This window comes from Streptomyces racemochromogenes (assembly GCF_039535215.1).
Taxonomy (GTDB): Bacteria; Actinomycetota; Actinomycetes; order Streptomycetales; family Streptomycetaceae; genus Streptomyces; species Streptomyces racemochromogenes.
Genome location: NZ_BAAAWT010000001.1, coordinates 6,025,181 through 6,050,740, shown reverse-complemented (window position 1 = coordinate 6,050,740; position 25,560 = coordinate 6,025,181). Strand labels below are relative to the sequence as shown.

Annotated in this window: 24 protein-coding genes; 17 read left to right on the top strand and 7 right to left on the bottom strand. The window is 74.2% G+C overall.

Annotated features, from left to right (window positions below):
• Positions 1 to 100 precede the first annotated feature (100 nt).
• The 3 genes from bioB to bioD are packed head-to-tail and all read left to right on the top strand — an operon-like array spanning position 101 to position 3,396.
• Positions 101 to 1,351 carry a biotin synthase BioB gene (gene bioB / locus ABD973_RS27880; RefSeq protein ID WP_125820389.1) on the top strand — a complete coding sequence of 417 codons (1,251 nt, stop codon included), beginning with the start codon at positions 101 to 103 and terminating at the stop codon, positions 1,349 to 1,351.
• A complete protein-coding gene (locus ABD973_RS27875) occupies positions 1,344 to 2,678 on the top strand; it encodes an adenosylmethionine--8-amino-7-oxononanoate transaminase (protein ID WP_125820390.1) in 1,335 nt (444 codons plus the stop codon). The genes bioB and ABD973_RS27875 overlap by 8 nt, the downstream gene beginning before the upstream one ends.
• Position 2,679: 1 nt before the next feature.
• Positions 2,680 to 3,396: a dethiobiotin synthase gene (gene bioD / locus ABD973_RS27870; protein WP_125820391.1), complete on the top strand. Its 717-nt coding sequence runs from the start codon at positions 2,680 to 2,682 to the stop codon at positions 3,394 to 3,396.
• A 51-nt stretch (positions 3,397 to 3,447) separates the two neighbouring features.
• Here bioD and ABD973_RS27865 read toward each other — a convergent pair whose 3' ends face one another.
• A complete protein-coding gene (locus tag ABD973_RS27865) occupies positions 3,448 to 4,014 on the bottom strand; it encodes a hypothetical protein (RefSeq protein WP_125820392.1) in 567 nt (188 codons plus the stop codon).
• 189 nt (positions 4,015 to 4,203) lie between these two features.
• Between ABD973_RS27865 and ABD973_RS27860 the strand changes: the two genes are divergently transcribed.
• Both ABD973_RS27860 and ABD973_RS27855 read left to right on the top strand, forming a co-directional pair.
• Positions 4,204 to 4,863, top strand: a complete 660-nt coding sequence (locus tag ABD973_RS27860; RefSeq protein ID WP_125605482.1) for a class I SAM-dependent methyltransferase — start codon at positions 4,204 to 4,206, stop codon at positions 4,861 to 4,863.
• A 131-nt stretch (positions 4,864 to 4,994) separates the two neighbouring features.
• Positions 4,995 to 6,434: a serine/threonine-protein kinase gene (locus ABD973_RS27855; protein WP_125820393.1), complete on the top strand. Its 1,440-nt coding sequence runs from the start codon at positions 4,995 to 4,997 to the stop codon at positions 6,432 to 6,434.
• Between the two features lie 55 nt (positions 6,435 to 6,489).
• On the opposite strand, the gene ABD973_RS27850 is transcribed toward ABD973_RS27855, so the two are convergent.
• The gene (locus ABD973_RS27850; RefSeq protein ID WP_125820394.1) at positions 6,490 to 6,915 is read right to left on the bottom strand and encodes a GNAT family N-acetyltransferase; all 426 of its coding nucleotides are present in this window, start codon (positions 6,913 to 6,915) and stop codon (positions 6,490 to 6,492) included.
• A gap of 212 nt (positions 6,916 to 7,127) precedes the next feature.
• Here ABD973_RS27850 and ABD973_RS27845 point away from each other — a divergent pair, with 212 nt between their 5' ends.
• The 5 genes from ABD973_RS27845 to mug all read left to right on the top strand — a co-directional run bounded on the left by ABD973_RS27845 (position 7,128) and on the right by mug (position 12,362).
• Positions 7,128 to 8,468, top strand: a complete 1,341-nt coding sequence (locus tag ABD973_RS27845; RefSeq protein WP_125820395.1) for a hemolysin family protein — start codon at positions 7,128 to 7,130, stop codon at positions 8,466 to 8,468.
• Positions 8,465 to 9,484: a hemolysin family protein gene (locus ABD973_RS27840; protein ID WP_125820396.1), complete on the top strand. Its 1,020-nt coding sequence runs from the start codon at positions 8,465 to 8,467 to the stop codon at positions 9,482 to 9,484. The genes ABD973_RS27845 and ABD973_RS27840 overlap by 4 nt, the downstream gene beginning before the upstream one ends.
• Before the next feature lie 48 nt (positions 9,485 to 9,532).
• Positions 9,533 to 10,315 (top strand): SGNH/GDSL hydrolase family protein, encoded by a 783-nt coding sequence (locus ABD973_RS27835; RefSeq protein WP_125820397.1) that lies wholly within the window; start codon positions 9,533 to 9,535, stop codon positions 10,313 to 10,315.
• A gap of 71 nt (positions 10,316 to 10,386) precedes the next feature.
• On the top strand, positions 10,387 to 11,820 hold the full coding sequence (gene purB / locus ABD973_RS27830) for an adenylosuccinate lyase (RefSeq protein WP_007262806.1): 1,434 nt from the start codon (positions 10,387 to 10,389) through the stop codon (positions 11,818 to 11,820).
• Positions 11,817 to 12,362, top strand: a complete 546-nt coding sequence (gene mug / locus ABD973_RS27825; RefSeq protein WP_125596743.1) for a G/U mismatch-specific DNA glycosylase — start codon at positions 11,817 to 11,819, stop codon at positions 12,360 to 12,362. Before purB ends, mug begins: the two co-directional genes overlap by 4 nt.
• A gap of 13 nt (positions 12,363 to 12,375) precedes the next feature.
• Here mug and ABD973_RS27820 read toward each other — a convergent pair whose 3' ends face one another.
• The 3 genes from ABD973_RS27820 to ABD973_RS27810 are packed head-to-tail and all read right to left on the bottom strand — an operon-like array spanning position 12,376 to position 14,541.
• Positions 12,376 to 12,813: a hypothetical protein gene (locus ABD973_RS27820; protein ID WP_125820398.1), complete on the bottom strand. Its 438-nt coding sequence runs from the start codon at positions 12,811 to 12,813 to the stop codon at positions 12,376 to 12,378.
• 40 nt (positions 12,814 to 12,853) lie between these two features.
• Positions 12,854 to 13,591, bottom strand: a complete 738-nt coding sequence (locus tag ABD973_RS27815) for an ABC transporter permease (RefSeq protein ID WP_386382010.1) — start codon at positions 13,589 to 13,591, stop codon at positions 12,854 to 12,856.
• A 35-nt stretch (positions 13,592 to 13,626) separates the two neighbouring features.
• Entirely contained in the window at positions 13,627 to 14,541 is a 915-nt protein-coding gene (locus tag ABD973_RS27810; protein ID WP_345502674.1) for an ATP-binding cassette domain-containing protein, read from the bottom strand.
• A gap of 108 nt (positions 14,542 to 14,649) precedes the next feature.
• Here ABD973_RS27810 and ABD973_RS27805 point away from each other — a divergent pair, with 108 nt between their 5' ends.
• From ABD973_RS27805 to ABD973_RS27795, 3 genes are all read left to right on the top strand, one after another.
• A complete protein-coding gene (locus ABD973_RS27805; RefSeq protein ID WP_125820401.1) occupies positions 14,650 to 15,825 on the top strand; it encodes a sensor histidine kinase in 1,176 nt (391 codons plus the stop codon).
• 4 nt (positions 15,826 to 15,829) lie between these two features.
• The gene (locus tag ABD973_RS27800; RefSeq protein WP_125596758.1) at positions 15,830 to 16,480 is read left to right on the top strand and encodes a response regulator; all 651 of its coding nucleotides are present in this window, start codon (positions 15,830 to 15,832) and stop codon (positions 16,478 to 16,480) included.
• 100 nt (positions 16,481 to 16,580) lie between these two features.
• Entirely contained in the window at positions 16,581 to 17,735 is a 1,155-nt protein-coding gene (locus tag ABD973_RS27795) for an ROK family transcriptional regulator (protein WP_125596761.1), read from the top strand.
• Positions 17,736 to 17,807: 72 nt separating this feature from the next.
• On the opposite strand, the gene ABD973_RS27790 is transcribed toward ABD973_RS27795, so the two are convergent.
• Complete coding sequence (locus tag ABD973_RS27790) at positions 17,808 to 18,560, bottom strand: GntR family transcriptional regulator (protein WP_125820402.1); 753 nt, start codon at positions 18,558 to 18,560, stop codon at positions 17,808 to 17,810.
• A gap of 334 nt (positions 18,561 to 18,894) precedes the next feature.
• On the opposite strand from ABD973_RS27790, the gene ABD973_RS27785 reads away from it, so the two are divergent.
• The 4 genes from ABD973_RS27785 (at position 18,895) to ABD973_RS27770 (ending at position 24,913) form a co-directional block, all read left to right on the top strand.
• A complete protein-coding gene (locus ABD973_RS27785; protein WP_345502671.1) occupies positions 18,895 to 19,773 on the top strand; it encodes an alpha/beta fold hydrolase in 879 nt (292 codons plus the stop codon).
• Between the two features lie 99 nt (positions 19,774 to 19,872).
• Complete coding sequence (locus tag ABD973_RS27780; protein WP_386381984.1) at positions 19,873 to 21,471, top strand: alkaline phosphatase D family protein; 1,599 nt, start codon at positions 19,873 to 19,875, stop codon at positions 21,469 to 21,471.
• 210 nt (positions 21,472 to 21,681) lie between these two features.
• Positions 21,682 to 23,106 carry a GNAT family N-acetyltransferase gene (locus ABD973_RS27775; RefSeq protein WP_125820404.1) on the top strand — a complete coding sequence of 475 codons (1,425 nt, stop codon included), beginning with the start codon at positions 21,682 to 21,684 and terminating at the stop codon, positions 23,104 to 23,106.
• A 97-nt stretch (positions 23,107 to 23,203) separates the two neighbouring features.
• Positions 23,204 to 24,913 (top strand): DUF885 domain-containing protein, encoded by a 1,710-nt coding sequence (locus ABD973_RS27770; protein ID WP_125820405.1) that lies wholly within the window; start codon positions 23,204 to 23,206, stop codon positions 24,911 to 24,913.
• 65 nt (positions 24,914 to 24,978) lie between these two features.
• On the opposite strand, the gene ABD973_RS27765 is transcribed toward ABD973_RS27770, so the two are convergent.
• A complete protein-coding gene (locus ABD973_RS27765) occupies positions 24,979 to 25,494 on the bottom strand; it encodes a rhodanese-like domain-containing protein (RefSeq protein ID WP_125596774.1) in 516 nt (171 codons plus the stop codon).
• Positions 25,495 to 25,560: the final 66 nt, after the last annotated feature.

The window sequence follows — 25,560 nt, the reverse complement described above, 5'->3', positions numbered from 1 at the left end:
GGACCCGAGGGACTGGTGTGGCGATCCACACACCTCCTTCCGGCCATGTTGTCCGATCTCTCCTTGGCCGGGAGTGGTCGCGTGGGACAGGATCGGGCGCATGGACCTGCTGAACACCCTGGTGGAAAAGGGACTGCGGCGCGAGCTGCCGACCCGCGAGGAGGCGCTCGCCGTACTGGCGACCTCCGACGACGAACTGCTCGACGTGGTGGCCGCTGCCGGCAAGGTGCGCCGCCAGTGGTTCGGGCGCCGCGTCAAGCTGAACTACCTGGTCAACCTGAAGTCGGGGCTCTGCCCCGAGGACTGCTCGTACTGCTCCCAGCGTCTGGGGTCGAAGGCCGAGATCCTCAAGTACACGTGGCTCAAGCCCGACGAGGCCTCCAAGGCGGCCGCGGCCGGCGTCGCCGGCGGCGCCAAGCGGGTCTGCCTCGTGGCCAGCGGCCGCGGTCCGACCGACCGTGACGTGGCCCGCGTCGGCGAGACGATCGCCGCCATCAAGGAGCAGAACGAGGGCGTTGAGGTCTGCGCCTGCCTGGGGCTGCTCGCCGAGGGCCAGGCGGAGAAGCTCCGTGAGGCGGGTGCGGACGCCTACAACCACAACCTGAACACCTCCGAGGCCACGTACGGCCAGATCACCAAGACGCACACCTACGCGGACCGTGTCGACACGGTGCAGAAGGCGCACGCGGCGGGCCTGTCGGCCTGCTCCGGCCTGATCGCCGGCATGGGCGAGAGCGACGAGGACCTGGTCGACGTCGTCTACTCGCTGCGCGAGCTGGACTCGGACTCCGTCCCGGTCAACTTCCTGATCCCCTTCGAGGGCACCCCGCTGGCCAAGGAGTGGAACCTCACCCCGCAGCGCTGCCTGCGGATCCTCGCGATGGTCCGCTTCGTCTGCCCCGACGTGGAGGTCCGGATCGCCGGCGGCCGCGAGGTGCACCTGCGCTCGATGCAGCCGCTGGCGCTGCACATCGCCAACTCCATCTTCCTCGGCGACTACCTCACCAGTGAGGGCCAGGCCGGCCAGGCCGACCTCGACATGATCGCGGACGCCGGTTTCGAGGTCGAGGGCGCCGGTACGACCACCCTGCCCGCACACCGCGCCGACGCCGCGGCCGCCGCCCCCGCGGGCGGCATGTGCGGTTCCTCGGCCGGCGGCTGCGGCCCCGCGGCCGACGCCGACGCGGAGGCCGGCGCCGGGGCCCACGGCTGCGGCTCCGCCTGCGGCGGCTGCTCCGGACACGCCGAGCAGGCGCCGGCGCCCGCCCAGGCGGAGGCCGGAGAGGTGCGTTCGGACCTGGTGGCGGTGCGCCGGCGCGGCGCGGGGACGGACGTCGCCCCCAATGCGTGACCAGTTCCCGCTGCACGACCCGCTCGACCCGGCGTCGGACACGGCGGAGCTGCTCGCCCTGGACCGGCAGCACGTCTGGCACCCGTACGGCCCGATGCCCGGGCGGCAGGAGACCCTCGTGGTCTCCTCCGCCTCGGGGGTCCGGCTGCGGCTCGCCTCCCCCGCCCAGGGGCGGGAGGAGCTGGTCGACGGCATGTCCTCCTGGTGGTCGGCGATCCACGGCTACAACCACCCGGTCCTGAACGAGGCCGCGGCCTCGCAGCTGGGCCGGATGTCGCACGTGATGTTCGGCGGGCTCACCCACGAGCCCGCCGTCCGGCTGGCCGCCCGGCTGGTGGAGATCACCCCGGCCGGGCTGGAACACGTCTTCCTCTCGGACTCCGGGTCGGTGGCCGTCGAGGTCGCCGTCAAGATGTGCCTGCAGTACTGGCGTTCGCTGGGCCGCACCGGCAAGACCCGGCTGCTGACCTGGCGCGGCGGCTACCACGGCGACACCTGGCAGCCGATGGCCGTGTGCGACCCCGACGGCGGCATGCACGAGCTGTGGCAGGGGCACCTGCCCCGGCAGGTCTTCGCCGACGCCCCGCCCGGGGACTTCGACACCCCCGTGGACCCCGGGTACGCGGACCACCTGCGCTCCCTGGTCGCCGCGCACGCCGACGAACTCGCCGCGGTGATCGTGGAGCCGGTGGTGCAGGGCGCGGGCGGCATGCGCTTCCACCACCCCGGTTACCTGCGGCTGCTGCGCGAGCTGTGCGACGAGTACGGGGTCCTGCTGATCCTGGACGAGATCGCGACGGGCTTCGGCCGCACGGGCGCGCTCTTCGCCGCCGACCACGCGGGCATCACCCCGGACGTCATGTGCCTGGGCAAGTCCCTCACCGGCGGCTACCTCACCCTCGCGGCCACCCTGTGCACCGAGCGGGTCGCCGACGGGATCTCGCGGGGCGAGGTCCCGGTGCTGGCGCACGGGCCGACCTTCATGGGCAACCCGCTCGCCACGGCCGTGGCCCTGGCCTCGATCGACCTGCTGCTCGGCCAGGACTGGGCCGGCGATGTCAAGCGGATCGAGGCGGGCCTGCGCGAGGGCCTCGCCGGCGCCCGCGCCGTACCCGGGGTCAAGGACGTACGCGTGCTCGGGGCCATCGGCGTGATCCAGCTCGACCACCCGGTCGACGTGTGGGCGGCCACCCGGGCGGCGGTCCGCGAGGGCGTCTGGCTGCGCCCGTTCCGCGACCTGATCTACACCATGCCCCCGTTCGTCACCGGCGACGCCGACGTGGCCCGGATCTGCCGCGCGGCCGTCGCAGCGGCGCAGGAAGGCTGAGATGTCCGTAGTCGTCGTGTCCGGGACGGGCACGGAGATCGGCAAGACGGTGGTCACCGCGGCCGTCGCGACCGCCGCGCTGGCCGCGGGGCGTTCGGTGGCGGTGCTCAAGCCCGCCCAGACCGGGGTCGGCCCGGACGAGCCCGGGGACGCCGCCGAGGTCGTACGGCTCGCCGGCCCGGCCGTGACGGCGCGGGAACTGGCCCGCTACCCCGAGCCCCTGGCCCCGGACACCGCCGCGCGGCGCTCCGGGCTGGCGACGCTGACCCCTGCGGGGATCGCGGAGGCGGCCGCGCGGCTGGCCGCCGAGCACGACCTGGTGCTCGTGGAGGGCGCGGGCGGGCTGCTCGTGCGCTTCGACGAGGAGGGCCACACCCTGGCGGACGCGGCGCGGCTGCTGGCGGCGCCGGTGCTGGTGGTGGCGTCGGCGGGGCTGGGCACGCTGAACAGCACCGACCTCACGGCGCAGGCCCTGGCGGCCCGGTCCGTGAAGGGGCTCGGGGTGGTGGTCGGCAGCTGGCCCGCGGCTCCCGACCTGGCGTCCCGGTGCAACCTCGCCGACCTCCCCAAGTCCGGGCTCCCGCTGCTGGGGGCCGTGCCGGAGGGGGCCGGCGCCCTGGAGCCCGCCGCCTTCCGCGCGGCCGCGCCGGGCTGGCTGGGGGCCGCGCTGGACGGCACCTGGTCGGCGGAGTCCTTCCTCGCCGAGTGGCCCGCCTGACCTGAGGCGCGGGCGGGGCCGGCGGGGGGTCAGTGGCGGGTCAGTGGCGGGTCAGTGGCCCCCTGCCGGCTCCTTGCAGCCGCCCTCCACGTACACCCCGTGCGCCTCGACGCGGGCGGGGTCCGCGGCCCGCCCCGACACGCAGGGGCCGGTGCCGGGGACCATCAGCGCGAAGCCGGGTCCCTGGCCGGCGCTCCCCTCGTACACGTCGCCGGCGTCGACGGGGTAGCCCAGGCGGCGCAGCAGCGTGGTCAGTGCGGCGGGGTCCGCCGCGTGCGCGGCGGCCAGCTCCGTCCTGATCCGGGCCGCGTGGGCCTCCCCGCGGCAGCGGGCGGCGGGGCTCAGCTCCGTCTGCTGCCGGTACGCGTGGTTCTCCGCGTACTTGCGCGACTCGGGATCCGTCGGCCCGCTGCCGCCGCCGGCGGCAGCGGCCGTCGGCGAGGCGGTGGCGGTGGCACAGCGGGCCGCGACCTCCGCGAGGAACGCGGCGTTCGGATCGGCCGCAGGCGCCTGGGCCCGGGGTGCCGGCGCCGGGCCGGAGGCGCAGCCGGCGAGCAGGAGCGCCGCGGCGAACAGCGCGGCGGCCGTGCCCCGGACAGGTGCGGTGCGGGACGTCAAGGTCGTGCCTTCCTTCTGTGCGGGGCCCCAAGTGCGGTGGCCGGAGTGCCGATTATCGTCCGCGCCCTCCGAGGGAGACGGTTTCGGGGCGGGCCCGGACGGGGAACAGCCCCGAAGGGCACGCGCAGCCGTGTCGTCCGCCGCCCGTCCGCCGCCCGTCCGCCGCCCGTCCGCGCCCGGAGGCCCGTCATGCCCAGCCCGGTCCCCGATCCGGTCCACCACCCGTGCTTCGCCCGGTTCTACGCCCGCGCCAGCACCGCCGCCGAGACCCGTGCCGGCATCGGCGCCCTGCGCGGGGAACTCCTGGCGGGGATCTCCGGCCGGGTCGTCGAGATCGGCGCGGGCAACGGGCTGAACTTCGCCCACTACCCCGCCGCCGTGTCCGAGGTCGTCGCCATCGAGCCGGAGCGCACCCTTCGACGGCTCGCCGCGGCCGCCGCCCTGCGCGCCGAGGTGCCGGTGGACCTCGTTCCGGGTGTCGCCGAGGCGCTCCCGGTCAAGAGCGAGGCCTTCGACGTCGCGGTCGCCTCCCTGGTGCTGTGCACCGTACGCAACCTGCCGCGCGCCCTCGCCGAACTGCACCGGGTGCTGCGCCCGGGGGCCGAACTCCGCTTCCTGGAGCACGGGCTGGCTCCCGGCCCGGGGATGGCAGCCGTCCAGCGGGCGCTCGACCGGACGGTGTGGCCCCGCCTGTTCGGCGGCTGCCACACGGCGCGCGACCCGCTCGCCGCGATCGAGGCGGCCGGCTTCCGGATCGCCTCGCACCGCTCCTTCCGCCTGCCCGAGCGCGGCCCGGCGCTGCCGACCTCGTACTGCGTCATCGGCTCGGCCCGGCGGCTGGACGACTGAGCCGGCGCCCTTTCCCCGTACCCCTTCCGGCGGACTGCCGGTCAGACGCACCCGGCAGGCACCACAATCGGGCCGGGGACGCGCGGTCCGGCGCGGCCCGGCGCTTGTCAGGAGTGGAGCGGAGGGGGAGCGTGGCACACGAGGCGCGGCCGGGGCAGCTGGTCAACCACCGTTACCGGCTGGACCGGACCCTGGGGGCCGGTGGAATGGGGCGGGTCTGGAAGGCGTACGACGTCCAGCTCGACACCCACGTGGCCGTCAAGGAGCTGCTCCTGCCCTCGGGGCCGTCGGCCCCGGATCCGGCCGACCGTCTGGAGCGGGCCATACGGGAGGCCCGCAGCGCGGCCAGGCTGCGCGACCACCCCAACGTGGTCACGGTCCACGACGTCACCCTCGTGGGCGGGGTGCCGTGGATCGTCATGGAGCTCGTCAGGGGCTCGACCCTGCAGGAACGGCTGCGGGAGTCGGGCCCGTTGCCGGTGGAGGAGGTCGCGCGGGTGGCCGCGGCGCTGCTGAAGGCGCTCGGCGCCGCGCACGCGCAGGGCATCGTCCACCGCGACGTCAAGCCGGCCAACGTGATGCTGACCGAGGACGACCGGATCCTGCTGGCCGACTTCGGGATCGCCCTCAACGAGGCGGACGACGGCCTGACCGGGACGGGGGTGGTCATCGGTTCGATGCCGTACCTGTCGCCGGAGCGCGCCCGGGGCGAGAAGGGCGGCGCCCCGGGTGACCTGTTCTCCCTGGGGACGACCCTGTACGAGGCCGTCGAGGGGGTGTCGCCCTTCAAACGGGAGACCAAGGTCGGCTCCCAGTACGCGGTCGCGCACGACCCCGTCCCGCCGCCGCGGCGGGCGGGGCGGCTGCGGCCGCTGATCGAGGGGCTGCTGGAGAAGGAGCCGGACGCGCGGCTGACGGTGGCCGGGGCCCTGGAACTCCTCGCGCCGGCCGCACCTCCGCCACCTCCGCCACCTCCGCCACCCGCGTTCCCGCCTCCCCCGGCCCCCGCCTCCCCGCCGCCCGCGCCGGAGCCGAGACCGCGGCGCGCGTCGGCACCCGCGCCGGGGGGACGGGCCGCCGCGGCGCCTCCGTCCGCCGCGCGGCCGGCGTCCGGCCGGCCCGGCGCCCGCGTCCGGGCCGGGAGCCGGGCCCGGCGGGTGCCGCCCCCGCCGCCGCGCCGGGCCCCGCGCACCCTGGCCCTGTTCGCCGTGGCGGCGGTCCTGCTCGCCGGGGGCTCGTACGCCGCCTACCAGTGGACCCGGACCCAGTACTTCGTCGGCGTGAACGACGGGCACGTGGCGGTGTTCCGGGGCATCAACCAGAAGCTGGGCGGCACTCCCCTGTGGGAGGTGGAGACCGATCACCCCGAGATCGAGCTGCGGTACCTGCCGCTGTACCAGCGCAAGCAGGTGGAGTCGACGATCACGGCCGCCGGTCTCGACGAGGCGCGGGGCCGGGCGGCGCAGCTAGGCCTCCAGGCCTCGGCGTGCGCCAAGAACGCCGGCGAGAACGGGGAGGACTCCGTCCTCACCGAGGAGGAACGGATCCTGACGGACCAGTGCCCGAAGTGAGCCCACCGGCCCGGCGGGCCCGGCCGTTCACCCGGACGGCCGTCCGCGCGGAGGGTCAGCCGGCCAGCGGCTTGACCCAGCGGGTCCAGATGTCCTCGGGGCCGTAGCCGGCCGCCCGCCACGCCCCGTGGGCCTGTTCGTTCCCGTCGAGGACCATCGCGTCGGCGCGCCGGCCGCCCAGTGCCGCGAACCGCTCCTCGGCGGCCGCCAGCAGCGCGGAGCCGATGCCCCGCCGGCGGTGGTCCGGGTGCACGGCGAGCCGGTACAGATGGCAGCGCCAGCCGTCGAAGCCGGCGATGACGGTACCGACCAGCTCGCCGTCACGCCGGGCGAGCAGCAGGGCCTCGGGGTCGCGCGCGTGCAGGCGTCCGACTCCGGCCAGGTCGTCGCTGATGCTCGCGCCCTTGGCGGCCTCCTTCCAGAAGTCCAGGACTGCGGGCAGGTCGGGGGCCGAGGCGGGGGCGATGTGAAGATCGTTCATTCACCGGATCCCACCATCCGCGGCCGCTCGTCCAAAAGGACGACCCATTCCCTTTGCCTTTCCTTTACCATGGGCTGAACGGTTTTCCCGATCCACGACGAAAGGTGTGAGCCTCCGCCCATGGGCGAGCCTCCAAGTCACCGACATCCCGGTACGCGACACCGCGCGGCCCCCCTCCTCCTGACCGAACATGGGACGGAGGTGAACGACCGATGACCGAGGTACTCCTGCTCATCGTGGCGCTGCTGCTCTGCCTTGCCTGTGGAGTGTTCGTCGCCGCCGAGTTCTCGCTGACGACCGTCGAGCGCAGTGAGCTCGAACGGGCCGTCGAGCGCGGCGAGCGCGGAGCGGACAGCGCGCTGGCCGCGGTCCGCAGCCTCACCTTCCAGCTCTCCGGAGCGCAGCTCGGCATCACCGTGACCGGCCTGGTCATCGGCATGATCTCCAAGCCCTCGATCGCCGCCCTGCTCACGGGCCCGTTCGAGGACCTGGGCCTGTCGGCCGGCGCCGCGTCCTCCACCGCCCTGGTCCTCGGCACCGTCCTGTCGACGGTGGTCCTGATGGTCGTCGGCGAACTGGTCCCCAAGAACTGGGCGATCTCCTCTCCGCTGGCCATCGCCAAGCGCGTGGCGACCATGCAGCGGGTCTTCTCGCGCACGTTCAGGCCGCTGATCAGCCACCTGAACACCACCGCCAACCACATGGTCCGGCGCATGGGCATGGAGCCCGCCGAGGAGCTGGCCTCCGCCCGCAGCCCGCAGGAGCTGGTGGCGCTGGCCCGGCACTCCGCCAAGGCCGGCGCGCTGGAGAAGGACACCGCCGAGCTGTTCGTGCGGACCCTGAACCTCGCCGACCTGATCGCGGAGAACGTGATGACCCCGCGCGTCCAGGTCACCGCCCTCGACGTGCACACCACCGCCGAGGACGTGGCCAACGCGACCATGGCCACCGGACTGTCGCGCTTCCCCGTCTACCGGGGCAGCCTCGACACCGTGGTCGGCATCGTCCACATCAAGGACGTACTGGCCCTGCCCGCCGCCGAGCGGCACCGCCACCCGGTCTCCCGGCTGCTGCGCGAGCCGCTCCTGGTGCCGGAGTCCCTGACCGTGGACCGGCTCCTGGACCGGCTGTCGGGCAGGCAGACGATGGCCGTGGTGATCGACGAGTACGGCGGCACGGCCGGTGTGGCCACGCTGGAGGACATCGTCGAGGAGGTCGTCGGCGAGGTGCGCGACGAGCACGACCCGCACGAGACCCCCGACCTGGCCCCGGCCGGTACGGACGAGGCGGGCCGCACCCTGTACTCGGCCGACGGTGCGGCGCGCACCGACCAGCTGCGGCGGATCGGCCTGCGGGCGCCCGAGGGGCCCTACGAGACCCTGGCCGGGCTGATAGCCACCGAACTGGGCCGGATCCCGGCCGTCGGCGACCGCCTGGAGCTGGACGGCTGGCGCCTGGACGTGGTCGACGCCAGCGGACGCCGGGCCGCCCGCGTCCTGCTGCACGAGCCGGCCGGACCCGTCGGCGACGAGACCGCGGAGGAGACCCGATGACCGCGATCCAGCTGCTGATCGGCCTGGCGACCCTGGTCGTCAACGCCTTCTTCGTCGGCGCGGAGTTCGCGCTGATCTCGGTCCGGCGCAGCCAGATCGAGCCGTACGCGGAGCAGGGCGACCGCCGGGCCCGCGCGGTGCTGTGGGGCCTGGAGCACGTGTCGGCCCTGATGGCGGCCGCGCAGCTCGGCATCACCCTGTGCACCCTGGTGCTCGGCGTGGTGGCCGAGCCGGCCATCGCGCACCTGCTGAGCCCGCTGCTCGACGCGGTCGGGGTGCCGTCCGGAGTGACGCACGCGATCTCCTTCGTGATCGCCCTGGCGCTGGCCACCTACCTGCACATGCTGTTCGGCGAGATGGTCCCGAAGAACGTGGCCCTGGCCGAGCCGGTGCGCACCGCGCTGGCACTGGGGCCGCCGCTGGTCGCCCTGGCCCGGGGGCTCAAGCCGGTGATCTTCGCGGTGAACGCCTTCGCCAACGCCCTGCTGCGGCTGCTGCGGGTGGACGTGAAGGACGAGGTCGCGGCGACGTTCTCGGACGACGAGCTGGCCCGGATGGTCAAGGACTCCAGTGACGCGGGGCTCATCGACGACCGGGCGAGCGAGCGGCTGCACGACGCCCTGGAACTTGGCCGGCGCCCCGTCACGGACGTGGTGCTGCCCGTGGACCGGGTCGTCACGGCCCGGCTCGGCATCACCGCGGCCGCGCTGGAGGCCCTGTCCGCCGAGTCGGGGTACTCCCGCTTCCCGGTGGTCGACGCCCGGCAGCGGATCCTGGGGTACCTGCACGTCAAGGACGCCCTGGACGTGCTGGAACGGGACGAGCCGTTCCCGCGTTCCGCGCTGCGCCCGATCGCTCAGGTCCGGGCGGACACCCCGCTGGACGACGTGCTCACCGCCATGCGGCGCAGCCGTACGCACCTGGCGGCGGTCCTCGGGGCGGACGGGGCGCTCGCGGGCCTGGTGACGATGGAGGACGTGCTGCGCGAGCTGTTCGGCCGGCCCGCCTCGGCCTAGGCCGAGGCCTGGGAAGGGAGCCGTACCGCGCGGTAGCATCGCTCCGCCATGGAGATGAATGCGTCGTACACCAGTTTTGTCGCGGTCGGGGACTCCTTCACCGAGGGGATGTCCGACCTGCTGCCGGACGGCTCCTACCGGGGCTGGGCCGACCTGCTGGCCGCCCGGCTCGCCGCGCGCGAGCCGGGCTTCCGCTACGCGAACCTGGCGGTGCGCGGCAAGCTGATCGGCCAGATCGCCCAGGACCAGGCCCCCGCCGCCGCCGCGATGGGCGCGGACGTGGTGACCCTGGTGGGCGGGCTCAACGACGCGCTGCGCCCCAAGGTGGACATGGGCAGGGTCCGGGCACACCTGGAGGGTGCGGTGGAGCTCCTCGCCCCGTCGTGCAAGCACCTGGTGCTGATGCGCTCGCCCGGCCGCAACGGCCCGGTGATGGAACGCTTCCGGCCTCGCATGGAGGAGCTCTTCGGCATCCTCGAGGAACTCGCCGGGCGCCACGGGGCGCTGCTGGTGGACCTGTACGGGGCGCCCGTGCTCGGGGACCCGCGGCTGTGGGACGTGGACCGGCTGCACCTGACCCCGGAGGGTCACCGCAGGGTCGCCGAGGCCGTCTGGCAGACTCTGGGGCTGCCCGCCGAGGAGGACTGGCGGGCGCCACTGCCCCCGGCGGCCGCGCCGGGCTGGCCCGTGCGCCGGGCCGAGGACCTGCGTTTCGCCCGGCAGCACCTGCTGCCCTGGGTGGGGCGCAGGCTGACGGGCCGCTCCTCGGGTGACGGCCGCCCCTCGAAGCGGCCGGAGCTGCTGCCGTACGGGACCCCGCCGCTCTCGTAGCAACCCACAATCCCGAGGGCTGCCCCTACCTGCGCAAACGCACAGCCGCGGCCCAAGTAGAATCCCTACACGTGACTGCCAAGCCCCGCATCCCCAATGTCCTGGCCGGCCGCTACGCCTCCGCGGAGCTCGCCGTCCTGTGGTCCCCCGAGTACAAGGTCACGCTGGAGCGGCGGCTGTGGCTCGCCGTGCTGCGTGCCCAGAAGGACCTCGGCATCGAGGTCCCCGACGCCGCCCTCGCCGACTACGAGCGCGTCCTGGAGACCGTCGACCTCGCCTCCATCGCCGAGCGCGAGAAGGTCACCCGGCACGACGTGAAGGCCCGCATCGAGGAGTTCAACGCCCTCGCCGGTCACGAGCACGTCCACAAGGGCATGACCTCCCGCGACCTCACCGAGAACGTCGAGCAGCTCCAGATCCGGCTCTCGCTGGAGCTGGTGCGCGACCGTACGGTCGCCGTGCTGGCCCGCCTCGGCAAGCTCGCCGGCGAGCACGCCGAGCTGGTCATGGCCGGCCGCTCCCACAACGTGGCCGCTCAGGCGACCACGCTGGGCAAGCGCTTCGCGACCGCCGCCGACGAGCTGCTCGTCGCCTACGACCGCCTGGAGAACCTCCTCCAGCGCTACCCGCTGCGCGGGATCAAGGGCCCGGTGGGCACCGCCCAGGACATGCTGGACCTGCTGGGCGGCGACGCCTCCAAGCTGGCCGACCTGGAGCAGCGGATCGCCGCCCACCTCGGCTTCGCCCAGGCGTTCACCTCGGTCGGCCAGGTCTACCCGCGCTCGCTGGACTACGACGTGGTCTCGGCCCTGGTGCAGCTGGCCGCCGCCCCCTCCTCGATCGCGAAGACGATCCGCCTGATGGCCGGCCACGAGCTGGTCACCGAGGGCTTCAAGCCCGGCCAGGTCGGCTCCTCCGCGATGCCGCACAAGATGAACACCCGCTCCTGCGAGCGCGTGAACGGCCTCATGGTCATCCTGCGCGGCTACGCCTCGATGACGGCCGAGCTGGCCGGCGACCAGTGGAACGAGGGCGACGTCTCCTGCTCGGTCGTCCGCCGGGTGGCCCTGCCCGACGCGTTCTTCGCCTTCGACGGCCTGCTGGAGACCTTCCTGACGGTCCTCGACGAGTTCGGCGCCTTCCCGGCCGTCGTGGCCCGCGAGCTGGACCGCTACCTGCCCTTCCTCGCCACCACCAAGGTGCTGATGGGCGCGGTGCGGGCCGGTGTGGGCCGCGAGGCCGCGCACGAGGTCATCAAGGAGCACGCCGTGGCCTCCGCCCTGGCCATGCGCGAGCAGGGCGCCGAGCGCAACGAGCTCCTGGACAAGCTGGCGGCCGACGAGCGGATGCCGCTGGACCGCGCGCAGCTGGACGCCCTGATGGCCGACAAGCTCTCCTTCACGGGCGCCGCGGGTGACCAGGTCGCCGCCGTGGTCTCCCGTATCGAGGCCATCGCCAAGGAGCACCCGGAGGCCGCCGGTTACGCTCCCGGGTCGATCCTCTGACCCCCGACGAGCTCGAAGCCGCCCGCGGCCGCGTCCTCCCGGACGTGGTCGCGGGCGGTCTGCGTGTGCTGTTCTGCGGGATCAATCCGGGTCTCCTCTCCGCCGCGACGGGCCACCACTTCGCCCGCCCCGGCAACCGCTTCTGGCCGGTCCTGCACCTGTCGGGTTTCACGCCCCGCAGGCTCGCCCCCGAGGAGCAGCGGGAGCTGCTGTCCTACCGCCTGGGCATCACCAACGTCGTCGCCCGGGCCACCGCCCGCGCCGACGAGCTGAGCGCCGAGGAGTTCCGCGAGGGCGGCCGCATCCTGACGGCCAAGGTGGAACGGCTGCGCCCCCAATGGCTCGCCGTGGTCGGCGTCACCGCCTACCGGACGGCCTTCGGTGAGCGCAGGGCCCAGATCGGCCCCCAGGAGCGCACCATCGGCGCCACCCGCATCTGGGCCCTGCCCAACCCGAGCGGCCTGAACGCCCACTGGACCGCCGAGTCGATGGCCGAGGAGTACGCCCGCCTGCGTCGGGCCGCGAGCTCCGACGGCCCCTGAATCCCGCCGCCGGCTACGGCGGGTCGACGACGGTGACCCCCGCCATCAGCATGAAGGGGAACTCCTTGTCCCACTGGGCGACGCAGACCACCAGCCACCGCTCCCCGGCCCGCCACAGGTGCACGTGGTCGGTGATGTTGCACAGCTCGTCCCACGGCGCCGGTATCTCCTCCCCGTCGAACCCCCGCTCCAGCAGCGATCCCAGGGCGAACACCTGAGGCGGCCCCCACCGGTCGGTCGCCGCCTGGGCGAGCGCCGCGTACTCGGCGCTGATCTGGTCCTCGGCCTCCTCCCAACCGGATCCGTCGTCGTCCCAGAAGTCCCGGGTCCGGCTGAGCTGGACCAGGTGGTACCCCGGGCCCGCGCTGTGCTCACCGGACACGGCCGGCCCGGACGGGAACTCCCGCGTTCGCAGCCGGTCGATCGTGTCGAGATGGTCTGCCGTGGTCATGCCGTCAGTATCGGTCGGGCCACTGACAACTGGCCCGGCGTCACGCGTCGCGCCTGCGCACCGCCAGCCAGCCCGCCGCCAGGGCGGCGAGGGCCCACAGCCCGGCCACCGCGAGCCCGCTCCAGGGCCCCAGCGCCCCGTCCGGCTGCGCCCTCATCACCATCTGGCCGGCCCGGTCCGGCATGAACCGCATGGCCCCGCCCGCGACCTGACCCACCACGAAGGGCACGATCAGGAGGAAGGGTATGAGCAGGCTCATCACCAGGGTGCCGCTGCGCACCAGGGCGGTCAGGCCCGCCGACAGCAGGGCGATCAGGGTGAGGTAGGCGCCGCTGCCGAAGACGGCGCGGACCGTCCCGGGGTCGCCGAGGGACAGGGCGCCGTCGCCCATGAACGCCTGCCCGGCGACGAAGGTGACGAGACCGGTGACCTGTCCGACGACGAAGGCGAGTCCGGCCACGGCGGCGGCCTTGGACAGGTACAGCCGGGTCCTGTTGGGCACGGCGGTCAGCGAGACCCGCAGGGCACCGGCCCGGAACTCGCCCGCGAAGGCGGTCGCGCCGAAGGCGATGGCCGCTATCTGGCCGAAGTTGATGCCGAAGAAGGCTGCGAGCAGGCGGTCCTCGCCCATGGCTGCGGGCTCGGAGGTGCCGATGGCGGCGGCGGTGAGGACGGTGACGCCCGCGGTGGCGGCGAAGACGGCCACCAGCGATCCGAGGACCGCGCGGGCGGACCGTATCTTGATCCATTCCGAGCGCAGGACGGGGACGGTGGGCAGGGCTGCGGCGGTCACGGCGGTGGCTCCCATCGGGTTCAGGCGGCGGTGGCGGAGAAGGGGGTGCGGTCGGCGGTGAGGTCGAGGTAGGCCTGCTCCAGCGAGGCCCGCTCGTCGGAGAGTTCGAGCACGGCGATGCCCTCCCGGGCGGCGAGGCCCCCGATCCGTTCGGCCCGTATGCCGTCGACGGTCCAGCGCCCGTCCTCGGCGGCGGCCATGCGCAGACCCTCGCGGGCCAGGGCGGCGGCCAGCCGGTCGGGGTCGGCGGTCCGCAGCCGCACCCTGGGTGTGCTGCGGGCGTCGATGAAGTCGCGGAGCGAGGTGTCGGCGAGCAGTCTGCCCTGTCCGAGGACGACGAGGTGGTCGACGAACGAGGCGGACTCGGCCATCAGGTGGCTGGAGACGAAGACCGTGCGTCCTTCGGCGGCGAGGCTTCGCATCAACTCGCGGATCCAGATGATCCCTTCCGGGTCGAGGCCGTTGGTCGGCTCGTCCAGCAGCAGGACGGCCGGGTCGCCCAGCAGCGCGGCGGCTATGCCCAGGCGCTGGCGCATGCCGAGTGAGAAGGTGCCGATGCGGTGGCGGGCGACCGCCGCGATGCCGGCCTGTTCGAGGACCTCGTCCACCCGGGCGGCCGGGATGCCGTTGCTGACGGCGAGGGCGAGGAGGTGGTCCCGGGCCCTGCGCCCGGCGTGCGGCGCCTGCGGGTCGAGCAGGGCGCCGACTTCACGCAGCGGGGTCCGCAGGTCGGTGAACCGGCGCCCGGCGATGGCGGCGCTGCCGGCGGTGGGCCGGTCCAGGCCGAGGATCAGGCGCATGGTGGTCGACTTGCCGGCCCCGTTGGGCCCCAGGAAGCCGGTGACCCTGCCCGGCAGGACGTCGAAGGTGAGGTGGTCCACGACCCGTCGGGTGCCGTGGTCCTTGGTCAGTTCGCGGATCTCGATGCGGTTCATGGCTCAAGATTCGCCGTCCGGCCCGTGCCCCTTCCTCCCCCGTGCGAGGGTGCCGTCTCCCCCACGTGGGGGAGACGGCACCGGCCCGTCCGCTGCCACGATGGGGACATGATCCGAATGCTCCGTGCCCCGTTCCGGCCGGTGATGTACTCGCGCTGGCTGCACCTGTGCGTCCCGGTGCTGCTGCTCGCGCTGTGGATGTTCATCAACCCGCGCGCCCCGTGGATGCCCCTGCTCATCGTCATACCGTTCGGCTTCGTGCCGTGGGTGCGGCTGGCCGAGGGGCTCCAGGCGCAGTTCCTGCTCACCCCGCAGGACCGGGTCGGTGAGGACGGCCTCATCGGCAGTGCCGCGTCGGCGCGTTGGGCGGACCGGTGGCGGACGGTGCTGTGGCTGGAGATACGCCTCGTCGTCGCCGGCGCGGCGATGTTCGCCACGGTGTGGCTGCCGGTCCAGGCGATCGAGCTGACCACGATCGCCCTCGGGCACCCGCTCAGCGCGGACCTCGCCGTGCCGTTCACGCCACCGCGCTGGGCGGCGGCCCTCCTCGTGCCGGTGCCGCTCCTCCTGCTCCTCGTGATCGTGGTCCTGCTCGGCGAGCTGATCACCACCATCGCCCGGCGCCTGCTGGGGCCGTCGGCCGCCGAGCGGCTGACCGCGCTGGAGGCCCGGACGGAGCAGCTGCTGGAGCGCACCCGGATCGCGCGCGAGCTGCACGACTCCATCGGGCACGCCCTGACGGTGGCGGTGATCCAGGCGGGTGCCGCACGGGCGGCGGCAGACCCCGAGTTCACCGACCGTGCGCTGAGCGCGATCGAGGAGACCGGCCGGGCCGCGCTGGAGGATCTGGAGCGGGTCCTGCTGGTGCTGCGGGAGTCCGCGCAGCCGCCGTCGCAGCGGCCGACCCTGTTGGAAGCGGACCGGCTGCTGGAGTCGGCCCGTGCCTCGGGGGCGGAGGTCGACGCCCGACTGACGGGCCCGCTGGAGAAGTTGCCCGGCCCGGTCACCCGTGAGGGGTACCGGATCCTGCAGGAGGCGCTCACCAACGTGCTGCGCCACTGCGGTCCCGTTCCCGTCCGGGTACGGGTGGACGTGGCCGCGGGCCGGCTGGAGCTGGAGGTGACGAACCCGCTGCCGGAGCGGCCCTCCTTCACGAGGGGCGGCGGGAGCGGTCTGCGGGGCATGAGGGAGCGGGCGGCGCTGCTCGGCGGCAAGGCCGAAACCGGGCTCCACGAGGGGGGTTGGCGGGTGCGCGCGAGGCTTCCGCTGGAGCGAATACCCTGACCGGATGCCGGTTACCGTACTGCTCGTCGACGACGAGCCCCTGGTGCGCGCGGGTCTGCGCGCCGTCCTGGAGGCCCAGCCCGACATCGAGGTGGTGGGCGAGGCCGCCGACGGGGCGTCGGTCATCCCCCTGGTGCGGCAGTTGCGGCCGGACGTGGTGGCGATGGACGTACGGATGCCGCTGCTCGACGGGATCGAGGCGACCAGGGCGGTCCTGCGGTCGGTGGACTCCCCGCCGAAGATCCTCGTGGTCACCACCTTCGAGAACGACGAGTACGTCTACCAGGCGCTGCGCGCCGGAGCCGACGGCTTCCTGCTGAAGCGGGCCCGCCCCTCGGAGATCGTGCACGCGGTACGGCTCGTGGCCGAGGGCGAGACCCTGCTCTTCCCCGCGGCCGTACGGGCCCTCGCCGCCGAGTACGGGAACCGGGAGGCCCGTGCGGTCCTGGAGCGGGCCGCGCTGACGGAGCGGGAGGAGGCGGTGCTGCGGCTCATGGCCCGGGGGCTGACCAACGTGGAGATCGCCCGGGAGCTGATCGTCGGGACGGAGACCGTGAAGTCCCATGTGAGCGCGGTCCTGGGCAAGCTGGGGGCGCGCGACCGGACCCAGGCGGTGATCGCGGCGTACGAGTCGGGCTTCGTCTCGCCGGCCTGAGACGGGAGCCAGTTCCCGCAGGTGGGGGGCCGCTTCTCGCCGCCGTGCCGGGTGCGCAGTACGATCCGCGTGACAAGGTCGTTAGCTGGGAGGACACACGTTGGGGCAGCTGACCGGCGGGGATCCCTCTCTGCTCCGGCGCATCAATTCGGCCGTGGTGCTTCGCGCGCTGCGGGCGGCCGGATCGCCCACCCTGACCGACCTCACACGGGTGACCGGGCTCTCCCGGCCGACCGTCGAGGGGGTCGTGGAGGGGCTGATCGGCACCGGCCTGGTGGTCGAGGCGGTCGCCGAGGAAGGCGCCCGCCGCCAGGGCCGGCCGGCGAGGAGGTTCCGTTTCCGCGCCGAGGCGGGGCACCTGCTCGGCATCGAGATCGGCTCGCACCGGATCGCGGTGCTGCTGTCCGGGCTCGACGGCCGGGTCATCGGGGCCGGCACCAAGGACGTCTCGGAGACCGCTTCGGCCGATGAGCGCCTGGAGCGCGTCAGGACGGCGGTCGCCGATCTGCTGCGCCGGGCCGGGATCCCCCGCGACTCGCTGCGCGCGGTCGGTGTCGGCAGCCCCGGCATCGTCGAGGCGGACGGGACGGTCCGCCTGGGCACGGCGCTGCCGGGCTGGACGGGACTGCCGCTCGGCGAGCGGCTGCGGCGCTCCTTCCGCTGCCCGGTCCAGGTGGAGAACGACGCCAACGCGGCGGCGCTCGCCGAGCACTGGAAGGGCGCGGCGCGCGACATCGACGACATGGTGTTCGTGATGGCCGGCCTCAGCCCGGGTGCCGGTTCGCTGATCGGCGGCCGGCTGCACCGGGGCTTCGGCGGGGCGGCGGGCGAGATCGGCGCGCTGCACCTGCTGGGCCGGGAGGCCACCCCGGAGCGGCTGCTGTCGACGACGGGCGAGCCCCTGCACCCCCTGGACGAGCCGGCGGTCGCCGAGGTGTTCGCGATGGCCAGGCGGGGCGACGAGCGGGCCGTGGCGGCGGTGGACCGGTTCCTCCAGCGGCTGGTGCACGACGTGGCGGCGCTGGTGCTGGCGATGGACCCGGAGCTGGTGGTCGTGGGCGGCTGGGCGGCAGGACTGGACGGGGTCCTGGAGCCCCTGCGCCGGGAGCTGGAGCGGTACTGCCTGCGCCCGCCGCGGGTGGCGCTGTCCATGCTCGGCGAGGCCGCCGTGGCGACGGGCGCGCTGCGCCTGGCCCTGGACCACGTGGAGGAAGAGCTCTTCGCGGTGGAGCGGACGGTCACGGCCCGCCGCTGACCCGGCGGGCGGGACGTCCGGGTACGGAAGACCCCGGGGCCGCGGGGCTCCCGGGGTCCGTGTGCGGGTCGGTCAGGAGGCGGCGCGGGTCTCGGTGATCTCCACGCCCGAGTCGCCGAAGGTGAGGCGGCAGGTGTCGGCGCGGTACGTGGCCACCGAGACGGCGGCGGTGCCGGCGGCGGTGAAGTAGCGGGTGGTCACCAGGAGCACGGGCGCGCCGGGCAGCCGGTCCAGCTCCTTGGCGTCGTCGGCCCGGGCGGAGCCGAGCTCGACCGAGCGGTCCTGCCCCTCCAGCGGGAGCCGCTGGAGTTCGCGCATGACGGCGCGGGCCCGGGCGGGGCCGGCGGGGGCGTCGATGGCGGAGAGCCCGGGCACGGAGGCGGCGGGCACGTACAGCAGCTCGGCGGCGACGGCCTGGCCCTGCGTGACGCGGGTCCGGCGCACGGTGTGCACGGGCTCGTCGGCGGCGGTCCCGAGGACCCCGAGGACGGCGGTGGCGGGGACGGCCTCGACCGCGTCGACGGCCTCCCAGCCGTCGGCGCCCTCGCCGGGCCAGCCCTGCTGCGCGCTGGCGACGGCGACGCCCACGCGCGGCGGGGCCACGGTGGTGCCGACGCCGCGGCGGCGCTGCAGGCGGCCTTCGAGTTCGAGCTGTTCCAGGGCTTGGCGCAGGGTGGCGCGGGCGACTCCGAAGCGCGCGGCGAGCTCGCGCTCGTTCGGCAGGACCTCGCCGACCGCGAAGTCCTGGTCCAGCGCGTCGCTGAGCACGGTCTTCAGGTGCCAGTACTTCGGCTCCGGCACCGATTCGAGCTGCGTCGTCCCCACCCTGACTCCTCCTGCGGTCACCGCTGTCACCGTGGCCGGCGACGCCGTGTTCCAGCGGCGTTTTCGCGCCGCAGTTCCGCGCCCTTGTTTATTAAAGGTTCCTGCACTATCCGCGACGATAGGACGGCACACCCCCTTGGTCAAGACCAATCCTCGCCGCTTTGCCGGGCAGATCGGGCATATGCAGCAACCCGTTCACAGGATGTTCTCGCTCGGCACCCGCACGTCGCGCGGACTTCGCAAAGGCTTGTAGCCGGACGCTACTCGGCGGTAATCATGGACGCAGTCGTTACTGACGGCCTGTCTCATACGCGTCCACCCGACGAGGAGCAGCATGACCGCCACGGTCTCGTTCACGATCGATTCGCCGCTGGGCCCCCGCACCGCCACCGTCGCCTACGAGCGCAAGGGCGCCGGCGAACCGCTTCTCCTGCTGCACGGCATCGGCCACCACCTCCAGGCCTGGCATCCGGTGACCCAGGTCCTGGCCGCCGACCACGACGTCATCGCCGTCGACCTGCCCGGCTTCGGCGCCTCCGGCCCCCTGCCCGCAGGCGTCCCGTACGACCTCGCCACCATCACCCCGGCCCTCGGCGCGCTCTGCGCGGCGCTCGGCGTCGAGCGCCCGCACGTCGCGGGCAACTCCCTGGGCGGGCTGCTCGCCCTGGACATGGGGCGCACCAGTCTCGCCCGCTCGGTCACCGCCCTCTCCCCCGCCGGGTTCTGGTCGGAGCCCGAGCGGCGCTACGCGTTCACGGCGCTGCGCGCCATGCGCGCCGGGGCCAGGGCGCTGCCCCTGCCGGCCGTGGACCGGCTCTCGCGCAGCGGACCGGGCCGCGCCGCCCTCACCGGCAGCATCTACGCCCGCCCCGCCCACCGCGCCCCGGAGGCCGTGGTGGCCGAGACCCTCGCCCTGCGCGGGGCCACCGGCTTCGAGGAGACCCTGGCGGCGGGCGGCTCCGTACGCTTCACCCACGACGTGCCCGGCATCCCCGTCACGATCGCCTGGGGCACCCGGGACCGGCTGCTGCCGCGCCGCCAGGGCGTGCGGGCCAAGCACACCGTCCCCGGGGCGCGGCTGGTCCGGCTCCCGGGCTGCGGCCACGTGCCGATGAACGACGACCCGGCACTGGTGGCGCGCGTCGTCCTGGACACGGCCCGGGCGTCGCGGCGGGACGACAGGGGCGAGGGCGTGCCGCACACCACCGGCTGACGGCTGTTCACCCACGGTTCGCGCGGGCGACGCGGTCGGTCCCGTGTGCGAGGGCACACTGGTCCGGCCCGCCCCCGCCGGCCCCTGGAGACGCAAGCCATGGCACCGATGCCGCACACCCGCCGGACCCTGCTCGGCGGTTCCCTCGCCGTCCCGCTGGGCCTGGCCCTGTCCACCGCGCTGGCCTCGCCCGCCCTGGCCTCGCCCCGACGGGCCGCCGCCTTCGTCCGCTCCGGCCGCCCGGCGGCGCTGTGGGGCACCCAGTCGGGCGAGGTCACCTCCCACTCGGCCGCCGTCTGGACCCGTTCCGACCGTCCCGCCCGGATGTACGTGGAGACCTCCCCGAGCGAGTCGTTCCGCTACGGCGTCCGCCGCCACGGCGGCCCCTTCCTCGGCCCCGCCACCGACCACACCGGCACCACGACCCTGCGGGACCTGCCGCCCGGCCGGCGCGTCCACTACCGGGTCGTGCTCACCGACCCCGACGACCCCCGCCGCTCCGGCGATCCGGTGCACGGCAGCTTCCGCACCACTCCCGTCTCCCGCAGCCACGACGTGCGCTTCCTGTGGTCCGGGGACCTGGCGGGCCAGGGCTGGGGCATCAACCCGGAGCTGGGCGGTTACCGCGTCTTCGACGAGATGCGGCTGCGCGACCCCGACTTCTTCCTCTTCAGCGGGGACACGATCTACGCGGACGGGCCGATCAAGGCCGCCGTGCCGCTGCCCGACGGGCGCGTCTGGCACAACGTGACCACGGAGGAGAAGTCCAAGGTCGCGGAGACGCTGGACGAGTTCCGCGGGAACTTCCGGTACAACCTGCTGGACCGCAACCTGCGCGACTTCTACGCCCAGGTCCCCGTGGTCGCCCAGTGGGACGACCACGAGGTGCGCAACAACTGGTACCCCGGGCAGCTGCTCGACGACCCCCGCTACACCGTCAAGGACGTCGACACCCTCGCCGCCCGCGCCCGCCAGGCCTTCGGCGAGTACTTCCCGGTCACGGACCTGCGCGGCGGGCGCACCGAGGGGCGGATGTACCGGGTGCTGCGGCACGGCCCGCTGCTGGACGTGTTCGTGCTGGACATGCGTACGTACCGCAACGCCAACTCCCCCGGCCGCCAGAGCGAGGACCGGGTCGGCATCCTCGGCGCCGAACAGCTGGCCTGGCTCAAGCGGGAGCTCTCCCGCTCCCGCGCCACCTGGAAGGTGATCGCCGCGGACATGCCGCTCGGCATCGTCGTCCCCGACGGCGCGGCGGACTTCGAGGCGGTGGCCCAGTCGGACCCGGGGGCGCCGCTGGGGCGCGAGCTCCAGATCGCCGAACTCCTGCGGCACATCAAGCACCAGCACATCACGGGCACCCTCTGGCTGACCGCCGACGTCCACTACACCGCCGCCAACCACTACGCGCCCGAGCGCGCGGCCTTCTGCGACTTCGCGCCGTTCTGGGAGTTCGTGTCCGGGCCGATCGGCGCCGGCGGCTTCCCCGCGGGGCGGCTCGACGCGACCTTCGGCCCCAAGACGGAGTTCGTCCAGTCGGCGCCGGTCGCCAACATGTCCCCGGCGGAGAACCCCCCGTACTACGGCGAGGTCGAGATCGACGGCGGCAGCGGGGAGCTGACCGTCCGGTTGCGCCGCCAGGGGGGCGGCGTACTCTTCACCCGGGTCCTCCAGCCGGGCCGCGTCGGACAGTCGTGACCACCACCCGGTGACCGGCCGGCGGCTCCCGGCGACTCGTCGGGGCCCGGTCCGGGCCTGAGTCGGGCCCAGTCGGGGCCCAGTCGCCCACCGGCCGGTCGCCAGGGGAAATCCACTGGAAAACCAGGCGAAACCGACCAGATCGACGCTTAACCAGTCGGTCACAGATCGTTCGTGATCACGCAACACCGCTGAGCCAGAGTGGGGTGCATGACTGACCGTAACCCCGCCTCCGCCGCCCAGCGCCCCCACCGCCACCACTGGCGCCGGGACCTCGTCGAACTCGCCGCCCTGTTCTGCGCCGTCGCGGTCGCCGACGGCATCGCCAACCTCGTCGCGCACGGCCCGGACGGCCCCGTCCTGCTGGTCGCCTCGGCCGTCGCGCTCCTGGTCACCGCGGCCTTCCACACCTGGTGGGCACGCCGGCACAGCCATGCGCCGCCCCCGCCGGCGAAGGCCCCCTCCGATACCGTCACCCCCGCCGCGGGGACCGCGCCCGCCAACCCGGCCCTCTGGCGGATGCGGACGACCGTGCGCGACGAGCCCGGCAGCCTCGCCGCGCTGTGCACCGCGCTCGCCCGCGAGGGCGTCGACATCCTGACCCTGCAGACGCACCCCCTCCCCGAGGGCGGCACGGTCGACGAGTTCCTGCTGCGCAGCCCGCGCGAACTGGCGGCCGCCGACCTGACCCGCGCCGTCGCCCAGGCCGGCGGCCGCAGCACCTGGATCGAGCGCGCCGACGCCCATGACCTGGTGGACGCCCCCACCCGGGTCCTGGGCCTGGCCACCCGCACCGCCCTGGACGCCGCCGAACTCCCGCTCGCGCTGCGCCAGCTGCTCGGCCGCTGCACCATCCAGTCGATCCCCGCCACCACCCTCTCCGGCCGCCCCAACACGGGCGCCGACGCCCCCGTCGAGGGCGTCCTGGAGTCCACGGTGATGCGGCTGCGCGACCCCTCGGGCGGTGCGATCACCGTCGAGCGGCCCCACCTGCCCTTCACCCCGACGGAGTTCGCCCGCGCCCGCGCCCTCGTCGAGCTCGACGCGCGCCTCGGGCACCGGATGCCGCGGAGCCAGGACGTGCTGACGCTGCCCGAGGGCAACGAGATCACCGTGCGCCGTGCCGACGGCTCCGACCTGGCGGCCGCCCGCGCCATGCACGAGCGGTGCAGCGAGCGCACCCTGGGCCTGCGCTACCACGGCCCGGTCGCCGACGCCGACCGCTACCTCGGCCACCTGCTCAGCCCCCGCTTCGGCCGCACCCTCACCGCCACCACCGCCTCCGGCAGGCTCGTCGCCCTCGGCCACCTGCTGTGGGACGGCGACGAGACCGAGGTGGCCCTGCTCATCGAGGACGACTGGCAGCGCCGCGGCATCGGTTCGCAGCTGCTGCGCCGGCTCATCGCCATGGCCGTCGAGGCCGGGTGCGACAGCGTGTACGCCGTCACGCAGGCCTCCAACACCGGGATGGTCGCGGCCATGCGCGGCCTCGGCCTGCCCCTCGACTACCAGATCGAGGAGGGCACCCTGGTGATCACCGCCCGCCTCGACGCGACCCCGGTCGTCTCGCGCCTGCCGTACGAACTGCCCCGCGCGCAGGCCCCGTACGGGAACCGGCAGCACCCCGGGCGCTGACCGCGGGCCCCGCACCGCCGGCCGCTCAGCCCGCCCGTCAGGAGGCTGAGCGGCCATGGTGATGACGAAGTCACCCCCCGCGTAAGAAGATGTGCGCATGCCAGACACCCTCCAGACCGACAGCGCAGCGCGTCTGCCCCGCCAGGTCGCCGACGCCTACGTCGACGACCTCATCGCACTCGACCCGATCCAGGGCACCTACCTCGGCGTGGCCGCCAGCTCCGGCCGACTGCCCGACTACTCCCCCGCCGGCCGCGCCGCGGTCGGCGAACTGCTGCGCACCACCCTCGCCCGGCTGGACGCCGCCGAGCGCCTGCCCGGTGCCGGCACGGACGCCGAGCGCCGCTGCGCCCGGCTGCTGCGCGAGCGGCTGAACGCCGAACTCGCGGTGCACGAGGCCGACGAGGACCTGCGGGCCGTCAGCAACATCCACTCCCCCGCGCACTCCGTCCGCGAGGTGTTCACGCTCACCCCCGCCGACACGGAGGAGGAGTGGTCCGCGATCGCCGAGCGGCTGCGCGCCGTACCGGCCTGCTTCGCCGGCTACCGCGAGAGCCTCGCCCTCGGCCTGGAACGCGGACTGCTCGGCAGCCCGCGCCCCGCCGCCACCTTCGTCGAGCAGCTCACCACCTGGGCCGGCCAGGACGGCGACGGCTCCCGCGACTTCTTCGGCGAGTTCGCCTCCGCCGGGCCCGAGTCCCTGCGCGCGGAACTGGACGGGGCGGCGGCCGCCGCGACGGCCGCCGTAGCCGAACTGCGCGACTGGATGCGCGACGTGTACGCCCCGGCCGTCGCCGACGCGCCCGACCCGGTGGGCCGCGAGCGCTACGCCCGCTGGTCGCGCTACTTCAACGGCACGGACCTGGACCTGGACGAGGCGTACGCCTACGGCTGGGCCGAGTACCACCGGCTGCTCGCGGAGATGAAGGCCGAGGCGGCCAAGATCCTGCCCGGCGAGCCGAACCCGTGGGACGCGCTGCGCCACCTGGACGAGCACGGCACCCACATCGAGGGCGTCGACGAGGTCCGCGCGTGGCTGCAGGGGCTGATGGACGAGGCCATCGAGAACCTCGACGGCACCCACTTCGAACTCGCCGAGCGGGTCAAGCGGGTCGAGTCGATGATCGCGCCGCCCGGCGGCGCCGCGGCCCCGTACTACACCAACCCCTCCGAGGACTTCTCCCGGCCGGGCCGCACCTGGCTGCCGACGATGGGCCAGACCCGCTTCCCGGTGTACGACCTGGTCTCCACCTGGTACCACGAGGGCGTTCCGGGCCACCACCTGCAGCTCGCCCAGTGGACGCACGTCGCCGACCAGCTCTCCCGCTACCAGGCGACCGTGGGGCTCGTCAGCGCCAACGCCGAGGGCTGGGCGCTGTACGCGGAGCGCCTGATGGACGAGCTCGGCTACCTCAAGGACGCCGAGCAGCGGCTGGGTTACCTGGACTGCCAGATGATGCGCGCCACGCGCGTGATCGTGGACATCGGCATGCACCTGGGCCTGGAGATCCCGGCCGACTCGCCGTTCCACCCGGGCGAGCGCTGGACCGTCGGCCTGGCGCAGGAGTTCTTCGGTCTGCACAGCGGCCGCCCGGCGGACTTCGTGGAGAGCGAGCTGACCCGCTACCTGTCGATGCCCGGCCAGGCCATCGGGTACAAGCTGGGCGAGCGCGCCTGGCTGCTGGGGCGGGAGAACGCCCGTGCCGCGCACGGTGACTCCTTCGACCTGAAGAAGTGGCACATGGCGGCACTGTCGCAGGGGTCGCTGGGCCTGGACGACCTGCTGGACGAGCTGTCGCGGCTCTGACCGCATGACGCAGGGCCGCCCGCTCCCCCGTGGGGGGGCGGGCGGCCCCGGGCCGTCGCGCGGGTTCAGCAGCCGCAGTCGTCCGAGTCGGTGGGCGCGGTCAGCGGGTCGGCCTCGGTGCGCTGCTGGGTACCCTGCCAGGTCTCGACCTCGAAGCCCTCGCGGATCCAGTACTCGATGCCGCCGAGCATCTCCTTGACCTGGAAGCCCAGTTCGGCCAGGGCGAGGGCGGAGCGGGTGCCGCCGTTGCAGCCGGGGCCCCAGCAGTAGGTCACCACGGGGACGTCCTTGTCCAGGAGCTTCTCGGCCTGCTCGGGGATCAGCGCGGTGGGCAGGTGGATGGCGCCGGGCACGTGGGCCTGGTCCCAGGACGGCGTGGAGCGCGAGTCGATCAGCTGGAAGCCGAGGTCGGCGCCCTGCTCGCGGTGGGCCTTGAACGCGGCGGCGACGTCCGACACGTCGGCGTGGAAGGCCAGGCTGGCGGCGAAGTAGGCGGCCGCGGCGGCCGGGCTCGCCGGGGGGACCCGGAGCACGGGGTTGACGGTGGCGGGGGTGCTGGTCTGGTTCTGCGTCGTCGTCATGGCTCAGAATCTACGAGCAGTCGATCAAGGCGAGAAGTGGATTTCCCCGGGCTTTCCCTTGAACCT

What these genes read in the sequence shown, in the direction of transcription:
- ABD973_RS27810 (WP_345502674.1), bottom strand. Translation starts at nt 14,541, where the DNA reads ATGAACCGCATCGAGATCCGCGAACTGACCAAGGACCACGGCACCCGA.
- ABD973_RS27850 (WP_125820394.1), bottom strand. Translation starts at nt 6,915, where the DNA reads ATGAACGATCTTCACATCGCCCCCGCCTCGGCCCCCGACCTGCCCGCA.
- ABD973_RS27770 (WP_125820405.1), top strand. Translation starts at nt 23,204, where the DNA reads ATGCCAGACACCCTCCAGACCGACAGCGCAGCGCGTCTGCCCCGCCAG.
- bioB (WP_125820389.1), top strand. Translation starts at nt 101, where the DNA reads ATGGACCTGCTGAACACCCTGGTGGAAAAGGGACTGCGGCGCGAGCTG.
- ABD973_RS27805 (WP_125820401.1), top strand. Translation starts at nt 14,650, where the DNA reads ATGATCCGAATGCTCCGTGCCCCGTTCCGGCCGGTGATGTACTCGCGC.
- ABD973_RS27820 (WP_125820398.1), bottom strand. Translation starts at nt 12,813, where the DNA reads ATGACCACGGCAGACCATCTCGACACGATCGACCGGCTGCGAACGCGG.
- bioD (WP_125820391.1), top strand. Translation starts at nt 2,680, where the DNA reads ATGTCCGTAGTCGTCGTGTCCGGGACGGGCACGGAGATCGGCAAGACG.
- ABD973_RS27835 (WP_125820397.1), top strand. Translation starts at nt 9,533, where the DNA reads ATGGAGATGAATGCGTCGTACACCAGTTTTGTCGCGGTCGGGGACTCC.
- ABD973_RS27775 (WP_125820404.1), top strand. Translation starts at nt 21,682, where the DNA reads ATGACTGACCGTAACCCCGCCTCCGCCGCCCAGCGCCCCCACCGCCAC.
- ABD973_RS27845 (WP_125820395.1), top strand. Translation starts at nt 7,128, where the DNA reads ATGACCGAGGTACTCCTGCTCATCGTGGCGCTGCTGCTCTGCCTTGCC.
- ABD973_RS27800 (WP_125596758.1), top strand. Translation starts at nt 15,830, where the DNA reads ATGCCGGTTACCGTACTGCTCGTCGACGACGAGCCCCTGGTGCGCGCG.
- ABD973_RS27765 (WP_125596774.1), bottom strand. Translation starts at nt 25,494, where the DNA reads ATGACGACGACGCAGAACCAGACCAGCACCCCCGCCACCGTCAACCCC.
- ABD973_RS27875 (WP_125820390.1), top strand. Translation starts at nt 1,344, where the DNA reads ATGCGTGACCAGTTCCCGCTGCACGACCCGCTCGACCCGGCGTCGGAC.
- ABD973_RS27860 (WP_125605482.1), top strand. Translation starts at nt 4,204, where the DNA reads ATGCCCAGCCCGGTCCCCGATCCGGTCCACCACCCGTGCTTCGCCCGG.
- ABD973_RS27840 (WP_125820396.1), top strand. Translation starts at nt 8,465, where the DNA reads ATGACCGCGATCCAGCTGCTGATCGGCCTGGCGACCCTGGTCGTCAAC.
- ABD973_RS27785 (WP_345502671.1), top strand. Translation starts at nt 18,895, where the DNA reads ATGACCGCCACGGTCTCGTTCACGATCGATTCGCCGCTGGGCCCCCGC.
- ABD973_RS27780 (WP_386381984.1), top strand. Translation starts at nt 19,873, where the DNA reads ATGGCACCGATGCCGCACACCCGCCGGACCCTGCTCGGCGGTTCCCTC.